Source organism: Streptomyces sp. NBC_01451, from assembly GCF_036227485.1.
Lineage (GTDB): Bacteria > Actinomycetota > Actinomycetes > Streptomycetales > Streptomycetaceae > Streptomyces.
This window is the reverse complement of sequence record NZ_CP109479.1, coordinates 5480715-5504577: the sequence shown is the minus strand read 5'-3', so window position 1 is coordinate 5504577 and position 23863 is coordinate 5480715. Positions and strand designations below refer to the sequence as shown.

The window sequence follows — 23863 nt, the reverse complement described above, 5'->3', positions numbered from 1 at the left end:
CCTCACTGGATACCCGCCGCCTTGCGTATCGCCGCGAAGTCAGGGATGTGCATCGTAGCCGGCATCCCATTCCAGTGCCAGTTGATGGAATCCCAACTCCGATTACCCAGCATGACGTTTCTGCCGATCACGCTCATCTCCCATGCTGTTCCGTACCCCGTTTTCGTCGCCATCTTCAGCCCACCCTTCACGCCGCGAATATAGGCATTCGCGAACGCTTCGGCGGGAGTGTCACCGGGGAGGCCGTCAAGTGTCACAGTCAGCCTCGTGTTCGAGTCCCCCACTGCGTCCTGAACACCGTTCATCCAAGCGGGGAGACCGTTCTCAGCCATGTCCCCGTAATCACTGTCATTGAAAGTGTGAGCTGCCTGGTCTCCTGCGGATCGGCGAGAGGCAGCAAGAGCATCCGAATGCTTGCCGACTCCCAATACAACACTGTCGCAGTTGTGGACGAGTACCGGCGTAGCCCCCGCCAGCACATAGTACGTATGGACGTCACTGACGGTCAGGTCATGCGTGGTCTGCGTCTTGGTGTACCGGCTGACCGCGGTGATCTGGACGTGGGTGCCAGCGCTCGTCTGGAGCCACTGGCCCGACTTCAGGTCGCCGCCCTCCACCCACGTGCCGTCGGTGGGGTCGGCGGCGGGGTCGGTGACCCAGAATGGGTGGGAGTCGGTGGTGGTCAGCTTCGAGGTGGTGCCGTCGACTGTTTTGACGGTCAGGACAGTGAAGTCCTTGTCGTCGTAGGTGGTGATGGTGGCCGTGGCGGTCTCGGTGCCCGAGGTCGTCGACGTCTCGGGGTCGTTGGCGGCCAGCTTGTCGCCGTTCTCGACGTCCTCGATGTTCTTGGTGGTGCCGTCGGCCATCAACACCTTCGTGCCGGGCAGGAAGCTGTGCCTCTTGCAGGACCCGCCCGATCCGCTGTCGTCGGCGTCCGTGCTGTCCCCGCCGTCGGCGTGGTTGTCCTTGGCTCTCTTTCCGTCGTTGGACTTGGCGTTGGCGGATGCCTTGGTGTGTTCGGCCTTGCCGGCCGTGCCCTTGGAGCCGGTGCCGGTCTTCTTCTTCGCGGCGGCCTTCGCCGCCAGGGCCTTCTCCTTGGCTTTCTTCAACGCTTCGGCGGCCTTGCGTTTCGCCTCGGCCTTGGCCCGCTTGACGGCGGCCTTCGCCGCCTTCAGCGAGGCGATGGTCTTACGGGCGACATCCTTGGCCTTGTTCAAAGCCTTGATGCCGCTGATGATCCGGCCGACGACCTTGGCGACCTTGTAGGCGAGCTTGAAGACCTTCGTCCACGGGATGGCGTCCACCAGGAGAGAGCCGCACGCCCACAGGTCACCCTGCGTGAAGCAGCCCATGACGTCGTCCCAGCCGATGAACTCCTTGAACAGGGCCCAGCCGTACGTCCGCACGATGTCCGCGACCGACCCGGAAAGGATCTTCTCCTGGGCGGCGATCTGCGCGTCCAGCGCCGCCTCGGCCGCATCGAACGTGGAGGCCGTCGACGTCAGACCGGTCGGATCCGCGTGGGTGACGGGGTTGTTGTTGGCGTAGTTGTAGCCGTTGGCCTGGAGCGGATCGGTGAGGTCCAGGACCGGGTCGGCCGACAGGAACCGGCCGGTCGACGGGTCGTACTCACGCGCCCCCAGATGGGTCAGACCCGTGGTGTTGTCGTCGGTGCCGCCCACATAACCGGTGTGGGCGCGGAAGTTGGAGCTCTCCGTACGCTCGTTGCCGTACGGGTCGAGCCGCGAGAACTGGGTCTGGTTGCCGGTGGTGAGCTTGATCTCGGCCATCGGCGTGCCGTGATGGTCGGTGACCAGGGCGTACAGGTTCGTCTCACCCGTACCCCGGCGGGTCACCGTGGGCGCGCCCGGCTGGGCGTAGGAGCGCTCGACGTAGTTCACCGCACCCGTGGAGCGCAGCGAGAGAGTGGTGTCGTCCAGGTACAGCGTCCGGTCGTTGGCGGTGGTGGAGATGAGCCGGTTGCCGAACGCGTCGTACACGTAGGACGTCTCGTCCGCCGGGTTCCAGGCCTGGGCCGTGCTGCCGTCGCAGGCGCCCAGGACAAGATCGACACCGCTGGTGGTGGAGTTGGAGGGGGAGACGAGACACATCGAGGTGGCCGCGTACTTCAGGGCCCCGGTGGAGGTGACCGTCCACTGCTGGCCGGCTGTGTCGTCGCAGGCCGCGACGACGACAGCGGTACCGGCCGCCACGGCCTTGCCCGTCGGCTGCACGCACACCCCGGCCACCTGCAGCGCCCCCGTGGTGGCGGTGTCGGTGGTGACCGCGTCCTCGACACGGAACTGCTCGGCCTTGCTGCCGTTGCACGGCCACATCTGGATCGCGGTGCCGGCCGTGGTGGACCCCGAGGACAGGTCCATGCACATGCCCGCGCTGAGCCCCGAGGTGTAGGCGCCCTTACCGGCCGCCCCGAAGCCCGTGACCGTCTGCGCCTTGCCGTCCCACGTCCAGGTGATGCCCTGCTCGTCCCCGCCGATCGTGCGGGACGTGGTCTGCCCCAGGTCGTCGTAGTCCAGGGCGGAGGCCGCGGTCACCTTCGAACCGCCGCTGGTGTAGACGGACGTCATCGAGGTCAGGGTGTGCGGCTGGGCGACGCCCGAGCCCTTCGTGGCGTCCGGGGTGCCGTAGACGTAGGACGTGGTGGAGTCGGCGGCGGTGTTCACCGTCCCGTCCAGCAGGAACGACACCTTGGCGTTGTGGGTGTTCAGGGTCTTGCGGTTGCCCAGTTCGTCGTAGGTGTACGACTGCCAGTACCCGGCGTTGTCGGCGGTCACGTTCACCGTGCCGTCGGTGGCGACCGGCACCGTGCACCCGGTGCGCTGGGTGGTCCAGGCCTCGGTGAGCTGGCCGATCCCGTCGTAGGTGAAGCACTGGCGGTCCACGACGGCCGCGTAGGTGTCGGCGGTGGTGGTGATGTTGCCCGACAGGTCGTAGGCGTAGGTACGGGCGTTGACCCGGTTTCCGGTCAGTCCCGACGTCGCGTCCGAGGTCGACTCGCGGTCCACCAGGGTCGTCTCGACCTGTCCGGTCGCCTCGTCGAACAGGTTGGTCGTCCACACCCGTGAGCCCTGCTCGCCGGTGGTGGTGCGCAGTACCTCCCCGTACACGCTGTAGGACGTCTGGGAGGTGTACCAGTCGGTGCCGGAGGTGGAGACGGGCAGCCCGTCCGCGTTGTAGCGGACGATCACCTTCTCCTCGGGCAGGCCGCCCATCGCGGGGGTGGTGTACGAGGCCAGCTGACCGGACTCGGTGTACGTGTAGTTGGTGGTGTAGGTGGTGGCGAAGCCCTCCGCGGTCGAGAGCAGCCCCGACGCGACCGCGGGCAGGGTCAGGGTCTTGGACGTCGGGTTGCCGTCCAGGGTGTAGCCGCCGACCGAGGTGGTGTACGCCTTGCCGTCGGTGTAGCGGGTGGCTCTGGCCAGCTGGCCCACCCCGTTGGCGACCGTCGTGTCGTCGTACGTGTACGACAGCAGGTCGGTGCCGGTGCTGTCGTCCTCGATCAGGAGAGGGCGGTCCAGGACGTCGTAGCTGGTCCTGGTGGTGAACCCGGCCTGGTTCTTCGAGGTCGCGACCCGGCCCAGGGTGTCGTAGGTGAGGGTGGTGGTGCCGGTGTCGGGGTCGGTGGAGGTGTCCGGCTGGCCGATCGCGTTGTAGGTGGTCTTCCAGACGTTCCCGGCGCTGTCGGTGACGCCTGTCTGGTCACCGCGCGCGTCGTAGGTGTAGCGGGTGGACTTGAAGTCGGACGCGGTGAAGGAGTTGGACTCGGCGGCGGACTTCGAGGAGAAGGTGTCCATCCGGGTGGTGCGGCCCAGGGTGTCCACCCAGGTGCGGGAGGAGGCCGAGCCGGTCGGCTGGACGACGGTGGTGTAGTCCAGGCCGTAGAGGTAGGTGGTGGTGCGGTTCTGGGTCGCCGTGCCGTCGGAGGGGTCGGGGTTGCCGTCCTGGACGTAGGAGTTGTAGACGGGGGTGATGGTGGTGGTGCGGCCCAGGCCGTCGTAGGAGTACTGGGTGGCGTTGGGGACGGTCGAGGTGGATTTGGGGGCGAAGACCGAGGTGTCGGGGTCGCCGTCGGTGTAGTAGGCGTTGTTGGTGGTGCGGATCTGGCCGTTGCCGTTGTAGAGGGTGTCGGTGATCAGGCGGCCCTTGCCGCCCACCGCGCCGGTCTGCTCCTGCCGTACCCGGCCGAGGCCGTCGTAGATGACGGCGGTGTCGGTGTAGGTGCCGTCGTCCTTCAGACCTGAAGTGACCACCGAGACGGGCTTGTTGGGGTCGGTGTTGTAGACGAAGGTCGCGTTCGGCCTGCCGGTGGACTGCTCGTCCCAGGTCCTCGCGGTCTCGCCGTCGTCGCCGACGGGCAGGTCCTCCTCGCACACCGGCCCGTAGGTGGTGTTCGGGGTGGTGCCGGCCTCCCAGCCGGCGCACACCCGGCCCAGCGGGTCGTAGGCGACGTAGGAGACGTTGCCGTTGGCGTCCTTCTCGGTCAGCCCCACCCCGCGGCCCGGATCCAGGGTGGAGGTCGACGACTGGCTCTTGGCGTTCGTCGAGGTGACCGAGTACACCTGCCCCTCGGGCGGGGTGAAGGTGATGGTGTCCTCGTTGCCCTGGTAGTCCTTGGAGGAGACCACCCGCCCGTAGCCGTCATAGCCCGTGGTGGAGGCCGGGACGCTGTTCCAGGCGGTGCCGGTCGCGGTGGGGTCCCAGACCTTGGTGACCTGGCCCTTGGTCAGCGTCTGGCCGGTCGAGGCCGCGCTCGCCCCGTCGTAGGCCATTTTCGAGGCCGACAGCAGGGTCGACGCGGTCGACGAGGACAGGCTGGTCGCGCAGCTCGTCCCGCTCACCGAGATCGTCGAGGAGACCAGGCCGATCAGGTTCAGCGAGGTGTCGTTGACGTACGTCGTGTAGGTGCAGGACTCGTCGCCGGTCACCGCGAGATCGCCGTGGGAGACGACCTTGGTGGGCAGACCGTAGGTGGAGTCGTAGTCGGTCTGGGTGGAGACCGTCCTCAGTTCGGAGGAGTCGTCGCCCTTCCCGGAGGACCTGGTGACCGTCCTGGTGGTGTCGATGGTGACCCGCCAGGCGTACAGGTCGGGATCGTCGGTGATCACCCGGCCGGTGTCGGTGTCGGCGACGCCTCGGACACGGGTGGCGAGGACCGTCGGGTCGTCGGGGATGTTGACCGTCCTCGACACCCAGCCCGCGGCGGAGGACCCGTCCGCGTACACGATCGCCTCGGCGACCATGCCCGCGTACGGCTCCTTGTCCGCCTTGATGGTCTCGTCGGCGTCGTACATGGTGATGTCGCGCGTCTTCCACACCGCGCTGGTCCCGCTGCCGGAGACGTACAGGTCGTCGCTCATGCCGCGGAAGTATCGGGTGGCGGTCTTGGTGGCCTTCGAACCAGTGATGTTCGAGCCGACCGTGACGGTGACCAGGGGGTAGCCGCGCCACTGGTCCCAGGTACGGGTCTTCTTCCGGGTGCCCTCGGCCCGGTTGTAGGCCCACAGCGCCCCGTCGATCGTGTCGATGAGGGTGGTGTAGGCGTAGCTGGTCGTCTTGTTGTCGACGCCGGTCATGTTCGGCATCTCGACGACCATGTCGACCACGTACTTCTGGAACCAGGAGATCTTCTGGTCGGCCAGTTCGGGGTCGGCGTGCCAGTACACGGGGTAGCAGAGCAGATGGTTCTCGTCGGGGTCCGGGAAGCCGGTGCCCGAGTCGCACGCGCCCTCGGGGGTGGAGTAGGTGACCTGGGTCTCGCCGCCGTACTCCGAGACCACCGTGTCGATCCGCAGCCGGTCGAAGGTCGGGCCCTTGTCGGTGGAGCTGGTGGGTATCCGGTTGGGCAGGAGCTTGCTGTGGAACGACACCGGGTTCAGGGTCTGGGTGGACCCGTCCACCCCGTAGCCCGTCCTGGTGACCGACTCCAGCCACAGGGCGGTGTAGTGCCCGGTCTTGTCCCAGGGGAAGGACTGCTTCAGCGACCACCGGTCGACCTTGGCCAGGGGGGTGCTGGTCTGCCCGGACAGCGCGCAGGCGTGCCGGTCGCCGGTGCCGGTCGACGAGTCGTACGGGGTCAGGGAGGCGCCCTTGACCCGCTGGGTGCAGGAGGTCACCTGGGTGATCAGCTTGCGGGACCAGAAGGTCGGCGAGGGGGTCGTGCACTCGCCCGAGGAGCCGCAGTACAGGTCGGCGGGCGTGTCGTACCAGATGTGGTTCTCCGACCAGTTGCCGGAGGTGAAGTGGTCGGCGGTGCACTTGGCCTCGGACTCAAGGCACCGTTCGTCCGAGGTGAAGGCCATCCGGGCCAGCGGCTCTGCGGTGTAGAGGGTGTCGGAGCGCTGTCCGTAGTCGATGCGCTTGAGGTAGCCGCCGCGCTCGTAGGCGACAGGGTTGTCGAAGTCGAAGGCCTTGGCGTAGTGGTTGGTCTCGGACCCCCACCACAGGGACATGGCGTTGCCGTTGACGTCGACGACGTAGTCCAGGTTCCACTTCCAGGCCTGGTCCTGGAAGGAGTTCTTGAACGTGGCGTTGTAGCCGGGCTCTCCGTCGTGGTTGGAGGCGACCGGCACGGTGAACACCGAGTCGGTGGTGTCCTTTCCGGACGTCCAGCCGGGAAGGTGGTTCAGCCCGTAGTAGTACTGGGTGCCCGCGGTGTCGGTGATGCGCCAGTACTCACCGTCGTCGTCCCCGTTGGCCAGCGCGGTGTTCGTCAGCAGCTCGATCTTGGTGTTGTCACCGTTCGCGGTGCGCCACACCCCGGACTCGTAGACCAGTTCGGTGGTCGTCCCGTTCAGGGTCAGCGTCGCGTTCTTGGTGCCGTAGCACAGGTCGGCGGACGTCTTGCCCTTGTTGTTCGCTCCCGTGGTCGCGTCCAGCATGCACGAGGTGTACGTCCGGGTGATGCTGCCCGGGTCCCAGGACCAGCCCTCGCCGATCCCGGACGCCTGGTTGTTCGTCGAGGACGTCTTGCCGTCCACCGACTGGGAGTTGTACGAGAAGGCCACGTTCGGCGTCGGCCCGTTCGGCACCGCCGGACCGGCCAGCGGATACGAGTAGGTGAACGCGCCCGAGGAGGAACCCGCCGACCACGAACCGGACGCGGGCAACGGGGTCGCCGCGAAGTCACCGCCCGCGCCGGCACCGTCGGAGTTGCCCATCAGCACACCCGAGCCCGACGAGCCGCTCGCGACGGTGCGGATACCGGAGTCGGAGTCGGTGTCCGCGGGGGTGGTGTACACGGCGCTGGACACCGACCCCGTACCGGACGTGGCGGCCGTCGAAGCCGTGGACTCCGTGGACGTGGTGGCGGTCGGGTCGGCCACCAGCGCCTCCACGTCCACCGTGACGCGGATCGACGGCGCGAGGTCGGTGCCCGCCTTCTCGGTGGTGGTGCTCGCCCCGGTGTCCTCGTCGACGGTCGTGTCGGTGATGGTGGTGGCGACCTCGTCGTACACCACCTCGGTGGGCACCGCGGTCGGCTCCGAGCAGCCCTCCACATCGGGGGTGGTCAGGAAGCAGGACGGGTACATCCAGAAGTCCAGGCGGTCCATCCACTCCGCGCCGTAGTTCTGCGAGAAGTCCGCGGCGTCCAGCGCGATGACAGCCTCGCCCGTCGCGGTGGACGGCGGCGCGACCTCCAGGACCACGCCCTCCACACCGGCGGCGTCCGCCTCCGCGTCCGAGGCCATCGCCACCGACCAGTTGCCCTCAAGGGCTGTCGCCTCCGCGGTCGTCGCGTCCGCCGGCGCGCCGATCTCGACCGGGACGGTGCCGTCCGTGGCGGTGACCTTCACCAGCTCACCGGCCTCCAGACCGGTCAGGCTGGCCGCGGCCGAACCCCCCTCGATGGGTTCGGTGTACAGGGCCTGGAAGTCGTCGACCTCGGTGGAGGTCACCGTCTCCAGGGACTCGAGCGAGGCCGTCGTGGTGCCGTCCTCGGCGAGCGCGTCGGCCTCGGGCAGCTCCACCAGGTCCACGCCGGTACGGGCGTCGTCCGTGGGCGGCAGGGCATAGGCCACCGGCGAGGCCCCCAGCATCAGCGCCAGGAACAGACCGCTCACCACGGCCAGTCGGGCCCGCGCACGCCGCGCACGCGTCGCTCTCAACGCCCCGCGCCCATACCTGGAAGCACTGCGCACCGCCGTCCCCGTTCTCTCGACCCACGCAATCCCGGAATCCCGAAACACCCTCGACAGCGCGGTGATTGGGCAGGCGGCGTCACAACACGATTGATACGAGCGCGATTTCTACACGCCCTGAGGATCTTCGGTCAATACCGACCTGCATTTATAACGAATAGACAACGGCGCAATCGGTGCGGCGACGGCAAAAGAACCCGATCACACACAGGAGGGTTTTATTATCTCGCAAGATCACAACCCAAGAAAAACTATTCATTTGGCATACTGAAGGCAAAAAATGGATGACTCGACCTGAATATTGACCGTTCTCGTCACGTTACGTCCGACCCCCTCCGCAGTGCGGCACACACCGACCCACCACGCAAGGAATTTATCTCTCCCAATTCCGGACGCATAGCGTCCGCACAGCATTCGCCGCATCCTCGAAAGGTATTCCCGAGAGGGGGGATACTTCCTCAGCGATCCTCTTGCCCGTGGTGTGTCCAAAAACGGCCGGAGAGGAATTCGGGGCGGCGTCAGAGATATGCGTGAGGGGACGGGAAACACCGTGGACGAGCAACCCACCAAGAGAGCCGGCCACCGGCGGACGAAGCCACTCGTGGCGCTCGTCGCCGCGGTCACCGCGACCGCTCTGGGCCTGACCCTGCTCGAATCCGACCTCGGCTTCGGCACTCCCGGGTCAGGACCGGAGAAGCCCGCCGCCAGAGTGAAGCCGGTGGACGAGGACACCGCGCAGGACAAGGCCCGTGCAACCGGCACGAAGGTAGAGGTCACCGCGCTGCGCGACGAGTCGTCCACCACCTACGCCAACCCCGACGGAACCTTCACCCTCACCACCCACGCCCAGCCCATACGCGCCAGGAACGCCGACGGGCAGTGGCAGGACATCGACACCGGCCTGGTCGCCACCGAACAGGGCTGGACCACCACCGCCTCCCCCACCCCGGTCACCTTCTCCTCGGGTGATCCCGGCAACTCCGGCGACAGCGGTGGCGCGGTCAAGTCGGGTCTGCGCCAGGCCGGTTACGCCGGTGCACGGCAGGCCGCGTACGCCGGTCCGCAGCAGGCCGCGTACACCACCGCCGACGACGACAACGAGTCGGGCACCGGGGCCACCGAGGAGGACCCGGCGGCCCCCACCATCCCGAGCACGTGGTCGGACCTGGTCACCCTCACCACCGGCGGACACGAACTGACCGTGTCCTGGCCCGGTGCCCTGCCCGAACCGGTCGTCACCGGCGCCCAGGCCCTCTACCGGGACGTCCTTCCCGACGTGGACCTCCTGCTGACCGCCCGCGACACCGGCTTCTCCCACGTACTGATCGTCCACACCCCCGAGGCAGCGGCCGACGAGGCCCTGACCGAGCTCACCTACCGGCTCACCTCCCCCGACCTCACCTTCCAGATCGACCCGGCCACCGACACCGTCACCGCCCACACCTCCGACGGCACCGAGGTCGCCGTCTCCCCCACCCCCCTGATGTGGGACTCCGCGGGCACCCCCGACACCACGATCGGCGACGACCCCGATCCCACCGACGAGGACACCGGCAGCACCGAGGCCGAACCCAGCACGTCGGCCTCGGAGGAGACGGACGAGGAGACCATCACCGAGGGCGAGAACGACGAGGCCGTCACCCCGGAGGAGACCACCCCGGACAACGGGTCGACATCCGCCACCGCTTCACCCGACACCAGCACGGGCGACGACACCGAGACCGCCAGTGCCGAGCCCGCGAGCTTCACCCGCGCGGCCCCGGCCGGCCTGTCCACAGCCGACACCCTGGCCCTGCGAGGTCTGGCCGGTCCCGTCCCAGGCACCCACGCCGCCACCGCCCAGGCCCTCCTGACCGACGGCGCCTACCTCACCGTCCGCGCGGACACCAAACTCCTCACCGCCGCCGACACCACCTACCCGGTCTTCATCGACCCGTCCGTCTCCGGGGTCACCGACGCCTGGACCACCGCCTACAAGAGGTACCCCTCCTCCAGCTTCTTCGACGGCGCGAACTACAACACGGGCACCACCGAGGCCCGCGTCGGCTACGAGTCCGACACCTGGGGCACCGCCCGCTCCTTCTTCAGGCTCAAGCTCAAGAAGACGATCAAGGGCGCCACCGTCAGATCCGCCACCGTCAAGGTCCGGGAGACCCACTCCTGGTCGTGCTCGGCCCGCCAGGTCGAGCTGTGGCACACCGGCGGCATCTCCTCGTCCACCACCTGGAACAACCAGCCCTCGTGGAAGACGCTCATCACCGAGAAGTCCTTCGCCCACGGCTGGAAGTCCAGCAGCTGCCCCGACGCCTACGTCGACTTCAGCATCAAGTCCCTCGCCCAGTCCGCCGCCGACGGCGGCTGGACCTCCTTCACCATCGGGCTGCGCGCCAACTCCGCCTCCGGCTCCACCGCCGAGACCGACCCCTACACCTGGAAGAAGTTCAAGGCCGAGAACACCGACGCCCCCGCGCTGTCCATCCTCTACGTCCGCGCCCCGAACACCCCCACCAACCTCGCCATCACCGCCGGCACCTGCGACACCTCGGCCAGCCCCTACATCAACATCGGCAAGCAGACCACCATCACCCTGTCCGCCAAGGCCACCGACCCCGACGGCGACCTCGCCTCCCTCTACTTCGAGTACTGGCGGACGGGTTACAGCACCACCACCAAGGTCACCGCCACAAAGACCGCCGCCACCGCCACCGGCGCCGCCTCCTGGTCGATCGCCGGCACCAAGTTCACCAACGGCTACGACTACTCCTGGCGGGTACGGGCCGAGGACGACGACGGAACCGACTCCGGCTGGGCCCCCACCACCGGCGACGACGTCTGCCGCTTCACCTACAACACGTCCATCCCCACCACCCCCGGGGCCGTCTCCACCGTCTTCCCCGAGGACCTCAAGCCCGACGGCAGCAGCGGGAACGGCAGCGTCTGGTCAACGGAGACCTTCGGCACCTCCGGCGCCTTCACCTTCTCCACCACCGACACCGACGTCGTGAAGTACGCGTACTCCTTCAACTCCACCACCTACGCCAACTACGTCTGCGCCTCCACCTCCGGCACCACCGGCGGCCCCACCGCCTCCTGCTCCACGGTCATCACCTCCAAGACCGTCACCGGCAAGCCCACCCTGGCCGGACCCAACGTCCTGTACATCAAGGCGTACGACGCCGCCGGCAACGCCTCCAACGCCAAGAAGTACGTCTTCTACGTCACCCCCAAGGCCGTACCGGACGGCGCCGCCGACTACACCGGCGACCAGATCCCCGACTTCGCCGCCATCCGCACCACCGGCAAGCTCTACATCGAGAGCATCACCAACACCGGCACCTACGTCGCCTCCACCACGACCACCCACGACGAGGGCACCCTCCTCACCGACGCCACCTCCGTCGGCCACTGGTGGAACGGCTCCAGCACCTACGCCCTCATCACCCACAACGGCGACTTCGCCCCCGGCGACGGCATCACCGACTTCGTCGTCCGCACCCCGGACGGCGGCCTCTACCTCTACCCCGGCGACGGATACGGCGGCACCGACGTCTCACAGCGCCAGAAGATCCAGCTCCCCTCGAACGCCCCCGATCCCGCCACCCTGACCGAGATCAAGTCGATGGGCGACGCCAACGGCGACGAACAGCCCGAACTCCTCGCCGTGTCCGGTGACGCCCTGTGGATCTTCTCCGGCTACAGCGGCGGAAGCTTCGCCACCGCCACCCGGCTCTCCGCCAGCGCCTGGTCGGACCGCGACATCGTCAGCCTCGCCGACTTCAACTCCGACGGCACCATCGACATGATCTACCGCACCGCCGCAGGCAACCTCTGGCTCCGCCACTCCGCCGCCACCAGCACCGGTACCACCGACTGGGCCACCCTGGCCAGCTCCGCCGTCAGCCTCGACGGCGACGACCTCTACGCCGAGGGCGGCTTCACCACCGCCACCTACCCCTTCCTGTACGGCAGCCCCGGCATGACCAGCACCGACCTCCCCGACATCTGGGCCATCACCCCGGCCGGCCTCCTCTACCGCCTCGACGGCACCGCCACCGGCATCAGCGCCACCACGTACACAGGGAAGACCCTCATCATCGGAGCCATCGGCTAGCAGAGCACCAGGCCTCTTCCAAGTCGGCGGTACCGGCCGCGAGCCGGACCCTCCACGCGACACAGTTCCCCCATGGCGCCACCAGCAGGACGAGACGACATAAAAAATCAAAGAACCCCAGATCAGAGAGCTGGCCTGGGGTTCTGACGGAGCCGCCTTCGGGAAGTGAGCTGTTCCGCAGCGTGGGTGGGCGACCCCACGGTGGTTTCGGATTCACGCATAATCCACGCGTGTCCGAAACTCCCGTCCCGATACCGTCGGGCTCCGTTCCTGCGGGTACGCCCGCCTGGTCGTCCGCCGACGCCGCCCGGTGGACCGAGGCCGGCCCGGCGTCCTGGACCCGGCCCGTGTGGTCCGTGCCGACGCTGCTGATCACCGTCATATGGGCGATCGCGGTGGAACCGGTGCCCCGGTGCAGCGATGCGGCGCCCTGCGGCCCGGACTGGAGCAGCATGGTGCAAGTGGGCCTGGCCGTAGGCCTGTTGCACTGGCTCGCCCGGCTTCCGGAACTCACGCTGGTCGCGGCGCCCGCTCTGGCGGCCATGGTGGCATGGGGAGAGCTGCCGGGCGCCGATCCGATGTCACGGGCCGCGAACCTCGCCGTGATCGCGGCACTGCTCTTCGGCTGGGCCGCGGCCCGCGAGCGGCTGGCGGCCCGGTCCAGACAGCAGCGGCTCGCCGGACAGGCCGCCGGGGTGCGGCACCGGCTGCCGGAACCCGTCGGCCCGCTCACGCGTGGAGGGCTCCCGCTCGCCGCCGGGCTGGTCCTGGGTGCTGTGGCAGCCGGTGCGGTCGTGTCGGGGTTGAACGGCATCCGCGCCTACGAGCACCACGCGGCCCGCGCCAAGCACATCGCGGCCAAGGTGACCGGCCGCGGCGAGGAGACCGTGCGGGTCCGCACCGACGACGGACGGCCCCTCACCGTCGGCGCGCTCTACCCCGAGGACTACAGCCTCGGCAGCACGGTGACCGTCCTGGAGGACGACTCGTGGCGGCGCCTGGCGGCCGAACCGTACGACGCCTTCGGCCCCCAGCTGCTGGTCCTGGCCGCGGGACTTCCCGCACTGTCCCTGCTCACGGTGGGCGTGCTCGCCCGCCGCCGTGCGGGGGCGCTGCGCCGCGCGCCCGTGCCGGTCCTGCGCGCGCTCACCCTCACCGACCACGAGGGCCGCAACTGGGTCTACGCGGCCGACGACACCGCCGGCCGCACACCGCTCTTCACCTGCCGGTGCTCGGTGCCGCTCCCCGACAGCGACAAAAAGGCGAACCGCACGGGACACGACGACGATGGCGGCAACGAGGAAGAACTCCCCTTCGTAGAAACGCGGTTGCACGAAGCGGTCGTGTTCGGCGCCCCGTACGACAGCGGCGAACTCGTCCTCGTCACGACAGACCGGGCAGGTCATCCGATCACGCTGCATAGTGGCGGCCCGGTACGGATCCCCCGGACCGGCAGGAAGCCCCTCCTGGGCTCCCCCGCTACCACGGACACCGGCTCCGACAGCCCGCGTCCGCGATAGCGGGCCCCTACGCAACGCATCGCCGCGAACCCCGACGCCCGCAGGCCGACGCCCTCGGTGTCCCCCCGAAGCGCGAAGGAGCGACAGGCCCGGGGATGCGCGCCGGAGGAGAGCCGCGCAGGGCAGCCGGCCCAGCAGTCGGTGGGGGCAGGAGAGCCGGCACCGGGCGGCGAGAACCCCACCGACCGACGCGTCACGCACGGTATTCACCACGGGGTCACCCCGAAGGGCTTCAAAACGCGACCACTCAGCGAGAGAACGAACAGGTTAACTACCGCCGCTTGTCGGCCTGTTGGCCTCTCACGCCCCTTGCGGGTGCAGCAGTCGCGCGAGCAGGTCGTCCAGGGTGACCAGTCCCGTGAGGCGGCCCGTGTCGTCGCGGACGACGGCGAGTGAGGCGCGGCGGCGGCGCAGTTGCTCGATGGCGTCGCCGACGGTGTCCTGCGCGGTCAGTTCGGGCACGGGGCGGGCAAGGTGCCGGGCGGTGACGGTCCGGCCCCTGGCCCGGGCGACGAGGGCGTCGCGGGTGTGTACGGAGCCGACGACCGTCTCGCCGTCGCGCACCAGCAGGCGGCTTCGGTCGTGCGCGGTGGCGAGCGCGAGGATGTCCGTCACGTCCGCTTCGGCCGGTACCGAGATGATCTGCTCGGCGGGTACCTGGAGTTCGCCGACCGGTGTCTGGGGTTCGGTGAGCGAGTTGGTGATCAGTTCGGAGTCGTCCTTGCTGATCAGGCCCAGTCGCTGGGACTCCTCGACGAGGTGGGTGAGCTGTTCGCGGTTGTGGACGGAGGTGAGCTCGTCGCGCGGGGCGACCCGGCACAGTCGTACGAGTGCGTTGCTGATCCTGTTGAGCACCGCGATCAGCGGCCGTACCACCTTGACCACGGCCCGGAAGGACGGGGACAGCAGCATCGCCGAACGCTCGGGGTGCGCGATCGCCCACGACTTGGGGGCCATCTCGCCGACCACCATGTGCAGGAACACCACGACGGTCATGGCCACGGCGAAGGCGACGCCGTAACTGAGCGCGCTGGGCAGGCCCAGGTCGTGCAGCAGCGGGTCGAGTTCGTGGGAGATCGCGGGCTTGGACAGCGAGCCCAGGCCCAGCGTGCAGACGGTAATGCCCAGTTGGGCACCCGCCAGCATCAGTGACAGCTCGCGCATGCCCGCCAGGGCCGCCCCCGCGCCGCGCCGGCCCTCGGCGGCGGCCTTCTCCATACGGTGCCGTTTCGCGGCGACGAGGGCGAACTCGGCGGCGACGAAGAACCCGCTGCCGACGAGGAGCAGGACGGTGACGAAGAGCGCCATCGGGAAACTCATGCCCGCTCCTCCGTCTGTTCGGCCAGCGGTTCCACGCGCACGCGGTCCGGTACGTGCCGGTCGAGGGTGCGTACGTCGATCAGCGCGTGGCCTCCGCCGGGCAGGTCGACGGTGAGGCGGTCCCCGATGGTCGGGAAGCGGCCGAGCCGGTCGACGATCAGGCCGGCCACGGTGTCGTAGTCGTCATCCTGGGGCAGTTCGACGCCGGTGGCCTCGGCCACCTCGTCCAGACGGCGGCCGGCGTCCACAAGCCAGCCAGCACCGTCCGCGACCGCGATCTCGGTGATGCGGTCGGACTCGTCGGCGATGTCGCCGACCAGTTCCTCGGCGATGTCCTCGTACGTGACGATGCCTGCCACGCCGCCGTGCTCGTCCAGGACGACCGCGAACTCGTCGCCCTGGGACCGCATCTGCTCCACCGCGTCCGGCAGCGGGAGCGTGTCGGGCAGCAGCAGGGGACGGCGGGCGGCCTGGGCCGCCGTGGTGTCCGTGAAGGTGTCGGCGGGCAGGGCCATCAGTTCCCGGACGCCGAGCACTCCGGTGACGTCGTCGGGGTGGTCGCCCAGGACGGGGTAGTTGGAGTGGCCGTGCTTGGCGATCAGCTCGACCGCCTCGGCGAGGCTGGTGTCCTTGCGGACGAAGACGGCCTCCGCGCGCGGCACCATCACCTCGTCCAGGGTGCGCTCGGAGAACTCCAGGGCGTGGTCGAGGAGTGCGGCGGTGCCCTTGGGCAGTTGGCCCTGCTCGTGGGACTCGCCGATCAGGTGGCCGAGCTCTTCCAGGGTGGCGCCGTGGTGGAGTTCCTCGACGGGCTCGATGCCGACCTTGCGCAGGAGCTTGTTGGCCGCGCCGTCGAAGATGTGCACGAGCGGGCCGACGACCTTCAGATACGCCAGGGTGGAGGAGGCCAGCGACTTCGCCAGCTGTTCGGGCACGGCGATGGCAAGGTTCTTCGGGGCCAGTTCGCCGATCACCATCTGTACGACCGTGGCCAGCACGAAGGCGAGTACGACAGAGACTGCGCCGACCGCCCCGTCAGGGGTGCCGATGCCGGTCAGGACGGGCTTGAGCAGTGCGGACACCGACGGCTCGGCGATGAAACCGACGACCAGACCGGTCACGGTGATGCCCAGCTGGGCGCCGGACAGCATGAACGACAGACGCTCCAGCACCTTCAGCGCACGGGCGGCCTTCCGGTCACCGGCCTCGGCCGCACGGGCCAGGGCCAGCCGGTCGACGGACACATAGGCGAATTCCTGGGCGACGAAATAGCCGGTGCCCACGGTCAGGACCAGCACGGCCAACAGCCCGAACCAGGCTTCCACGGCGCTCATCGACACCTCGGCCCGGCGTGGGCGTCACGCCGCGTGCCGCGCTCGGGCGGAACCAGGCGGGAGAGCGGTCCGGGACTGTGCCCCGGGGAGTCCGTCGAGCTGGCGGACAAGAGAGTGCTCCTTCACTAAAACGTTCACTCTGAACGTTCGCCTTGGCAACGATTCTGACCGCATCCGTGTTCCCGGGCCCGCCAAGGACCGCTCACCGGCGGCGGGGCCGCCATACGGCCGAAGGCCGTCGCCTCCACACCGTGAGACATCGGCACACCGTGAGACACCGGCGAACACGACAGCGTCCTCCAACCTCCTCCATCGCGTCGTCCGGTTCGAGCCGGCCCTTGGCGCATCAGTTCCAGGAAGGTCCCCTGGATCTTCTCCGCCCCGGACAGTTCCCCGCGTTCCGCGGAGTGTCCCGAATGGGGAGTGCGGCCACTCACAGAGGCCGCCTGCGGCAACTTCCCCCGCTACGATCCAAGACGTCCGCGCAGGTCAGAACAGTTCGAACTACAGCGGATTCGTTCCGTTGCCCCAAAGCGGCTCATCGCAGAAGAGGGTGCGGTCGGGGTCCGTCGGTCTTCGAGGTCGCCCGCACGGATTTTCACGCTTGGCTGCACTCCTGTCGGGGCACGACGAGACGTGCGCCGAAGAACGGGCTACGCACCGTCGTTGCCGTCACGCAGAGAATGGATCATGCTCCGCAGGCTCCGGAGCGCGTCCGACTGCTCGGCCTCGGTCATGCCGGCCAGCATTCTGACCTCTACGGACCGGACCGCCGCGCTCGCCTTCTCCAGGCTCTGCCGGCCGCGGGCTGTGAGCTGCGCGGGAAGGACCTTCCCGACGGGCGCCTCCGCGGGCCTGGTCACGTAGCCCTCGCGTTCCAGGGTCTGGAGCAGCACGTTCATCGATTGCCGTGTCACGAACGCGCCCCGCGCGAGCTCGGAGTTCGACAAGCCCGGCCGTTGAGCCAGCAGTTCGAGGCAGGAGTAGTGCGTCACGCTCATCCCGAGCGGCCGCAACACCGCTTCCATGGCCGCGCGGAGCGCGCTCGACGCCTCTTTCAACAGGTAACCCAGTGACGTCTCCAGGTCGACGCCGACACCGCTTTGACTCATGTCAGGATTCTGACATAGCTTGACCGTGTCAGAAAACTGACACGACAGAAGGAGCATCACCGTGCCTGCCACCGGCCCCGACTTCATCTCGCTCCAAGCACGCGACCTCGACGCTTCACAGGCGTTCTACGAGCAGTACCTCGGCCTCGTCCGCTCACAGGCCGGACCTCCGCACGCCGTCGTCTTCGAAACGAAGCCGATCACGTTCGCACTCCGCGACATCGTTCCCGGCACGGATCTCGCATCCGTTGCCCAGCCCGGCATCGGTGCCGCGATCTGGCTCCACGCCACTGACGTCCAGGCCATCCACGATGCTCTCGTCGCCGACGGTCACACCATCGTCTCCGCACCGATCGACGGCCCCTTCGGTCGGACATTCACCTTCGCCGACCCCGACGGCTACCAGGTGACTCTCCACGACCGCGCCTGATCGTCGCCGGACACCTCAAAGCCGGCCGCTCGGCTGCTTCCAGTCCAAGGAGCACCACGCCGCTCAGGAGGAACTCGTCGGGATCGCCGTGAACACCGGCGGTGCGACACCGCCTGCGCCACGTCGCGCAGGACTGGAAGAGCTGGACCGGTGAACTGCGGGGCAGAAGAGCCTCGACCCGGTCACCGCTTGTCCCGCAGCGGCCGTTCCTGTGTGCCGCAGGCTGCATTCGGGTGGGTCACGGCACGGCACTGGGCCCCACCCCGGCCCCACCTGGCCCCCGAACCGACCCCACAGAGCAGTGACTTAGACCACTCACGAATCAAGCAAAAGCAAAAGCCCCAGGTCACGGCGAGTGAGTCCTGAGGCTTCCACAGAGCCGCCTTCGGGATTCGAACCCGAGACCTACGCATTACGAGACCATGGGGGTTCATGACGGCTGGTTCCGGCTCGTGCTCGGTAGTGCTGTTTCGCCTGATCAGGACACATGCAGGCAGTTCCTCCATGACACCCTGTACTACCTCGTCCAAAGGCGTCCGGCCGCACTCTGGCCGCACCAATAGGGGTATCAAGCCACTTGAGCGGCCTTGTCACTGCCCTACAGAGTAGCCACCGCACGCGCGAGGAGCTGTCGGAATGGGCGTTCTTCGCGATCGCGCGCCCGCCACGCAATAGACGTTTGCGCCTACCGACGTTCGCGGGCATTGGCCAGCACCGGCTCGGTGTGCTCGATCGCGAGGTAGGTTTCGGCGGTCGTCCCCTCCAGGAGCTGGCTCGCCTCCGAGTCCTCCAGGGACACCTCTACCTGGCGCCCCGGCAGGAGGTCGCTCCAGGACCATTCATCAGCCTGCGCGAATCCATGGCGGACATCTGCGCGCAGGCGTGGGCCTCGCTCTTCTTCCTGCTCGTAGTAGGCACGGCGGGTGACTCTGCTGAACTCCTCGCGCTCCTCGTCGTCGACGCGGTGACGCGGCCTGCCAAGGTCGGGCGGGAACAGGGACTCACTCGCGGGCATCTCGGACTGTGCCTGGTGCAGGGCGGCGCACGCGGCGAAGAGCCGTCGGGACATGCCCAGGTGGACGCCAGTACCAGGGAGACGCGCGGCGATAAAGTCGCTGGCGTCCCCGCGTGCTCGCAGCGCGGCCTCGCCGGTCACGGATTCGGAGCGCAGTCGATACCGAATCTCCCGGGTTGGCTCATCGCGCTCCACGGGAGTGAGGGAACCTGTGCGGTGTCGGAACCGCGCGGAGCGCGCCCTGCTGACGGGAATGAGGCGGAGATCTTCCACTGCTCCGAAGGCGATCGCCTGGTAGGCCATCAACTGTGACCGGGCCACTGTCAGCAGCGCCTCCACATCTTCCGCGATGTGGTCCTCGGCCCCGTCCGGCGGCGGGCCGAGCGGAGGTAGCGCACCGCTATCTCCACCTCCTGGGGGCAGCGGTGCGCTACCCCCGTCCGGCGGCGGGCCGAGCGGAGGTAGCGCGCCCCCAGGAGGTGGAGGCGTGATCGACGTCGTGTCCATCGTCATGAACAGGTGGTCGTCCTCCCACCTCTTCCGGTCCGGCAAGGAGGTACCGCACAGTACCTGCCGGTGTGGGACCGTCATGAGGTCACTGCCGCCGTCCAGCTGTACCTTGCCGTCCTTCAGACGCCCCTTGCCGAGGTGGCGGCCGGCTTTGGCCTCGACGAGCCAGGGAAGCCGCGGACTCGGATGCGTGCCCCATAGATCCGGCAGTCGGAGACTTGCGTCCAAGAATCTCTGGTTCCCGTTGGGACCGCCGGCCTCGATGTGCCGAGTGCTTCCCAGACCAGACATGCCGACACACGCCCACTGCGCCATGGTCATCCCCAGGTGGTAACCGAACGCCGAGTGAGCACTGCGCTCGGTCCCGTGCTGATAGACGGCACTGACGAACAACCGACGCCCAGCTGCGTGCCCCGGCCCCGGCACCTTCTTCATGCACAGGTAGGCCTGCAATGGCGCCACCCGCGCGATGAACTCGTTCACCGCCAGCCAGGGAGTCTTCCGAAGCCATGGCGCCAGATCCCGCCCGACGCCCGTGGCCGCCTGCAGGATCTGCCGCCACGTGGTCGTCGCCAGATAGAGGCCGTCGCCGGGGAGTTGGCCCACGGCGGTCCACGGGTCCACCGCGTTTTTCCACTGCGCCTCGGCAGGGCGCCGGAGCTTACCGGTACTGCGCACCACAACGGGTACGTCCACGGCATCCGACACGTCGAAGAGGTAGTCGACAGCGTCATCGGGCGGCAGCATCACCATGAGCCACAGCCTGTCACGTCTTTACTGGGTCTTTTCAGCGATGCCTCTCCAGGGTGAGGACGGCCTTGGCGATGACTGTCATGCGGCTGGAGCTTATGTGAGCCCTGCGAAAGATTTGCCAGGACTTCAGCCGGGCCATGCCGCGTTCGACAGGAGCTCGAGCCTGGGCCAAAGCACGGTCAACGGTGCGTTGTGTGGGGGGAGTTCGCCGCCGGGTGGTCGATTGCGCGTTGGTGAACCGTTCTGTGTCGAGAGTAGGTGACTGTTGAGAGGACGGCGCCGACGCCGCCGTCCTCACCACCGCGTAGCACCCCGCCCAATAGGCCGCAGCCCGGAGCAGGCGGCCAAGCCGCCCTGGCGACACCCAGGCCAGCGAAAAGGCGCACCTTACACGTCCCCTGCCAGACACCGACCGGCGTCTGAGGCGACACCACCCGAATGAGGACGACACGCCTCGACCGCTCCCATCAGCGCGACTACGCCGACCAGAAAGGCAGATTCAACTCCACGAAGGAGCAAACCCCATGAGCATCATGGACACGAACTGCACGGCCGGCGAGCACCTCATCCCTCTCGCCCCGCAGCACGTCAACGGCACCGCGAAAGGCTCGGCCCGCGGCGAGCAAGCCGAGACGGACGCCGCCCGGATCATCCTCCAGCTGGAGCAGAACCACACCGAGACCAATGCCGCCGGCCTCGGCAGCCCCGAACTGGACGAATTCCAGAACCTGATCGTCAGCCTCGTCGCCGAAGCGGACGACCCCAAGGCCGTCATCGCCCGCATTGCCGAACTCCTCAGCGAGCACGCCGAGAACAAGACCTGCCTGCCCAAACTCATCCAGGAGTGCGAGCGCCTCGGCCTCGCCCTCCAGCTGACTGACGACCCGCTCGTGGACCTCGCAGAAATCAGGACCGTCGATGGCGTCCGCACCGTCGTCGCCCGCTCCGACGAGGTGGGCGTGGCATACGACGACGTCCACGCGATCGGCCGCTGCCTCGCCTGTAACAGTGAGCTAGACGACACCGCCCTCTTGCACTTCCCTGCCGATGCCCTCCTGGCCTTCCGCAGCATCCAGGACATGACTGGCGCGGACGTCAAGGTCTGCCGCACGTGCGCAGAGGCGTCCGGCCTCCCGCTCACCGCCGCCCAGCGCGGCCCTGAGTGGATGCTCCGCTGGGGCTGCCTCCCGTGGTGCGTCAACGACCACGCCGCGCCGAGCGCCGCAGAGTGGCACAGCGCCTTCCCTGCCCAGACCAAGCTGCGAGACGCAGCCATCGACTCCAGCGGGTACAGCGGGAACGGCAACGGGCTGCCGTGGCTGTCCGCGCAAGTCGTCGTCAGCAACGACAAACCGCAGGCGTACGGCCGCAGCACGCAGGTTTGGCTGGGCTACGGCGTCCACGTGGGCGAGCTGAGCCCAGCCGAGGCGCGGGAAGCGCTGGAGGAAATGCGCGGCTTCGTCAACCGGCTGGAGTATGTGGTCAAGCAGGCGGAGGAGATCGCGCAGGACGACTTCGAGGGCGACCCCGAGATCGCGCGTCTCGACCGTGAGGCGGAGAAGCACCGGATCCAGGTGATCCGAAGCTCGACGGAGTACGCCGCCTAGTCCAACCCCAAGACGGCCCTAGGCCGACGGATCCACCGCCGGCCCGCGACCTGGGCCCAGCCCCTGACCAAACCAGGAGTCAGACCTTGCCCTGATCATTCCGGATGCGATCGTGCGTCGTATCGCCCTTGCTGGGTCTTTCTCGATCCTTCCGCCAAGCGTAAAGAGAGCCGCCATCTTCACCACCGGACTGGCAGCGAGGAGGAAGTACCCCGCAAGCGGCGAACCTAGTCTCGACCTTGCGTGAGGCAAACCTGCTCTTTTGTTCTCTCCATCCTTCGTGTGACCTTGTTCAGTCTCTTCGCGTGATCTTCTGCGGCGTGTCGGGTTGGCCCGGGAGTGTCGTGGAAGCGTGCGTGAGCCATGAGTTCACGCGAGAGGAAGACGGAAGTTGGGTTTCGCGGAGAAGAGCGGGAACTACTGGTGCGGTCAATACAAGATCGCGCCCGACAAACACAACACAGTCGTCGACGCGAACGGCAAGGCGATCCGCTTCGCCACCAAGAGCGAGGCACAACGGGCGACGGCCGGTGCCGAGACCAACTACCAGCACGGCGACTGGCGCGGCCCGGCACTTGGCCAGGAGACCTTCGGCGAGTACGCGAACCGCTGGTACGGAGTTCAGGACCTGGCCGCCTCGACCATGCAGAACTACAAGCGCCACATCGAGGAGCACCTGGTCCCCGACTTCGAGGACAAGGCGCTCGCCAGCATCCTGCGCACGGACGTCGACCTGTGGGAGAAGAAGGAGAAGGCCATATACGCGGCCTCCAGCGTCAGAACCTGGCGCTCGACACTCCACCTGATCTTCGAGGACGCGATCGACGAAGGTCTGATCACCTCCAACCCGGCCGCCAGGCGGCGCGGACGTGGCAAGCGTGCCGGCCGGTCCCGAGGTCGCGGCCCGGAGAAGGTCATCACCGACGCGCTCGGCATTCTGCTATCCGCCGAACGGGCCGCCCTGCTGTCCGGCCGCGACGACGAGTTCGTTGCTGTGGTCCTCAAGGGGTACACGGGCATGCGCTGGGGCGAAATTGTCGGACTGGAGACGGAGTTCGCCCGCCCCGGCTCCATCCGTGTCGAGTGGCAGCTGTACGAACTCGACACCGGCGAGCTCGTGCGCTGCCCGCCCAAGGACGACAGCTACCGCAAGATCGATGCGATGGACTGGCTGTCGGCCCTGGTCGCCAACCACGTCGCCCGCACGAAGCCGAAACCCTGCCCGTGCCACGGCAAGACCTACGTCTTCCAGGGACAGCGCGTGGCCCGCACCGGCGGCCACCAGGGCGCCAAGCTCGTCGACGTCGCACGCCGTGCCGAAGTCTCCACGGGCACGGTGTCCAACGTCCTCAACCACCCCGACCGCGTCACCGAAGCTAAGCGAGTGAGGGTGGAGCAGGCCATCGCGGACCTGGGGTTCGTGCGGCGCGGCGCGATGTCGGAGCACGCGGCCCACTGGCGTCGAAACGGCTTCGCGACCTGGCTGTTCACCCCGGCGGTCTCCGGCTGGTACCCGAAGAAGGCACCTCAGGAAGCCCGGCCCGTCCCGCTGCTCGGCGAACCGTGGCCCGGCGTCCCAGCCCGAGGACGCGGCGCCACCGACCGGGCCGACGCCTGCTGGCTCCCGATCGCCAGGGGCCTCACGCCCCACGGCCTTCGCCATACCCACCGGACCGTGATGGAGGACCTCGGCACCGAGAAGGTCCTCATGGACGAACGCATGGGCCACATCGACGGCTCGGTCTCGGCGCGTTATGCCCACGTCACCCCAGGCATGCGCAAGCGCCTCATGCTCCATCTGACCGAGCAGTGGGAGGGAGCGCTCGACGCCCGGTTGACCCTATGTCCGACATCTCCGGTGCACGTGCTCAATGATCTACTGCGCGCACGCGCGTCCGTGGTCCAATCTCCTCGCAATCGATCTCAACCCTGCTGCCGATCGCGATCGCGGCGCCGGGCCCGCAGGTGCTGAGGGAGATCCCAGTGTGCCGC

The 23863-nt window shown here is 68.1% G+C and carries 10 protein-coding genes and 1 pseudogene; 5 read left to right on the top strand and 6 right to left on the bottom strand.

What is annotated here, in order from left to right; translation table 11 throughout:
- Positions 1-2 precede the first annotated feature (2 nt).
- A complete protein-coding gene (locus tag OG595_RS24035; RefSeq protein ID WP_329275231.1) occupies positions 3-8126 on the bottom strand; it encodes a ricin-type beta-trefoil lectin domain protein in 8124 nt (2707 codons plus the stop codon).
- 583 nt (positions 8127-8709) lie between these two features.
- On the opposite strand from OG595_RS24035, the gene OG595_RS24030 reads away from it, so the two are divergent.
- Together OG595_RS24030 and OG595_RS24025 are read left to right on the top strand one after the other, a co-directional pair.
- Positions 8710-12270: an FG-GAP-like repeat-containing protein gene (locus OG595_RS24030; protein ID WP_329275229.1), complete on the top strand. Its 3561-nt coding sequence runs from the start codon at positions 8710-8712 to the stop codon at positions 12268-12270.
- A gap of 230 nt (positions 12271-12500) precedes the next feature.
- Positions 12501-13790 (top strand): hypothetical protein, encoded by a 1290-nt coding sequence (locus OG595_RS24025; RefSeq protein ID WP_329275227.1) that lies wholly within the window; start codon positions 12501-12503, stop codon positions 13788-13790.
- A 300-nt stretch (positions 13791-14090) separates the two neighbouring features.
- On the opposite strand, the gene OG595_RS24020 is transcribed toward OG595_RS24025, so the two are convergent.
- The 3 genes from OG595_RS24020 to OG595_RS24010 all read right to left on the bottom strand — a co-directional run bounded on the left by OG595_RS24020 (position 14091) and on the right by OG595_RS24010 (position 17556).
- Positions 14091-15110, bottom strand: a complete 1020-nt coding sequence (locus OG595_RS24020; RefSeq protein ID WP_329275225.1) for a hemolysin family protein — start codon at positions 15108-15110, stop codon at positions 14091-14093.
- Entirely contained in the window at positions 15107-16444 is a 1338-nt protein-coding gene (locus OG595_RS24015; RefSeq protein WP_329275223.1) for a hemolysin family protein, read from the bottom strand. Before OG595_RS24015 ends, OG595_RS24020 begins: the two co-directional genes overlap by 4 nt.
- A gap of 653 nt (positions 16445-17097) precedes the next feature.
- Complete coding sequence (locus OG595_RS24010) at positions 17098-17556, bottom strand: MarR family winged helix-turn-helix transcriptional regulator (RefSeq protein ID WP_329275221.1); 459 nt, start codon at positions 17554-17556, stop codon at positions 17098-17100.
- Between the two features lie 61 nt (positions 17557-17617).
- Here OG595_RS24010 and OG595_RS24005 point away from each other — a divergent pair, with 61 nt between their 5' ends.
- The gene (locus OG595_RS24005; RefSeq protein WP_329275219.1) at positions 17618-17986 is read left to right on the top strand and encodes a VOC family protein; all 369 of its coding nucleotides are present in this window, start codon (positions 17618-17620) and stop codon (positions 17984-17986) included.
- 685 nt (positions 17987-18671) lie between these two features.
- Here OG595_RS24005 and OG595_RS24000 read toward each other — a convergent pair.
- Entirely contained in the window at positions 18672-20264 is a 1593-nt protein-coding gene (locus tag OG595_RS24000; RefSeq protein ID WP_244901645.1) for a hypothetical protein, read from the bottom strand.
- A gap of 34 nt (positions 20265-20298) precedes the next feature.
- Positions 20299-20486: pseudogene (locus tag OG595_RS23995) on the bottom strand (transposase family protein); the annotation flags it as partial.
- A 302-nt stretch (positions 20487-20788) separates the two neighbouring features.
- Between OG595_RS23995 and OG595_RS23990 the strand changes: the two are divergent.
- Together OG595_RS23990 and OG595_RS23985 are read left to right on the top strand one after the other, a co-directional pair.
- Positions 20789-21871, top strand: a complete 1083-nt coding sequence (locus OG595_RS23990; RefSeq protein WP_046704338.1) for a DUF6907 domain-containing protein — start codon at positions 20789-20791, stop codon at positions 21869-21871.
- Between the two features lie 391 nt (positions 21872-22262).
- Positions 22263-23843, top strand: a complete 1581-nt coding sequence (locus tag OG595_RS23985) for a LacI family DNA-binding transcriptional regulator (protein ID WP_046704339.1) — start codon at positions 22263-22265, stop codon at positions 23841-23843.
- Positions 23844-23863 lie beyond the last annotated feature (20 nt).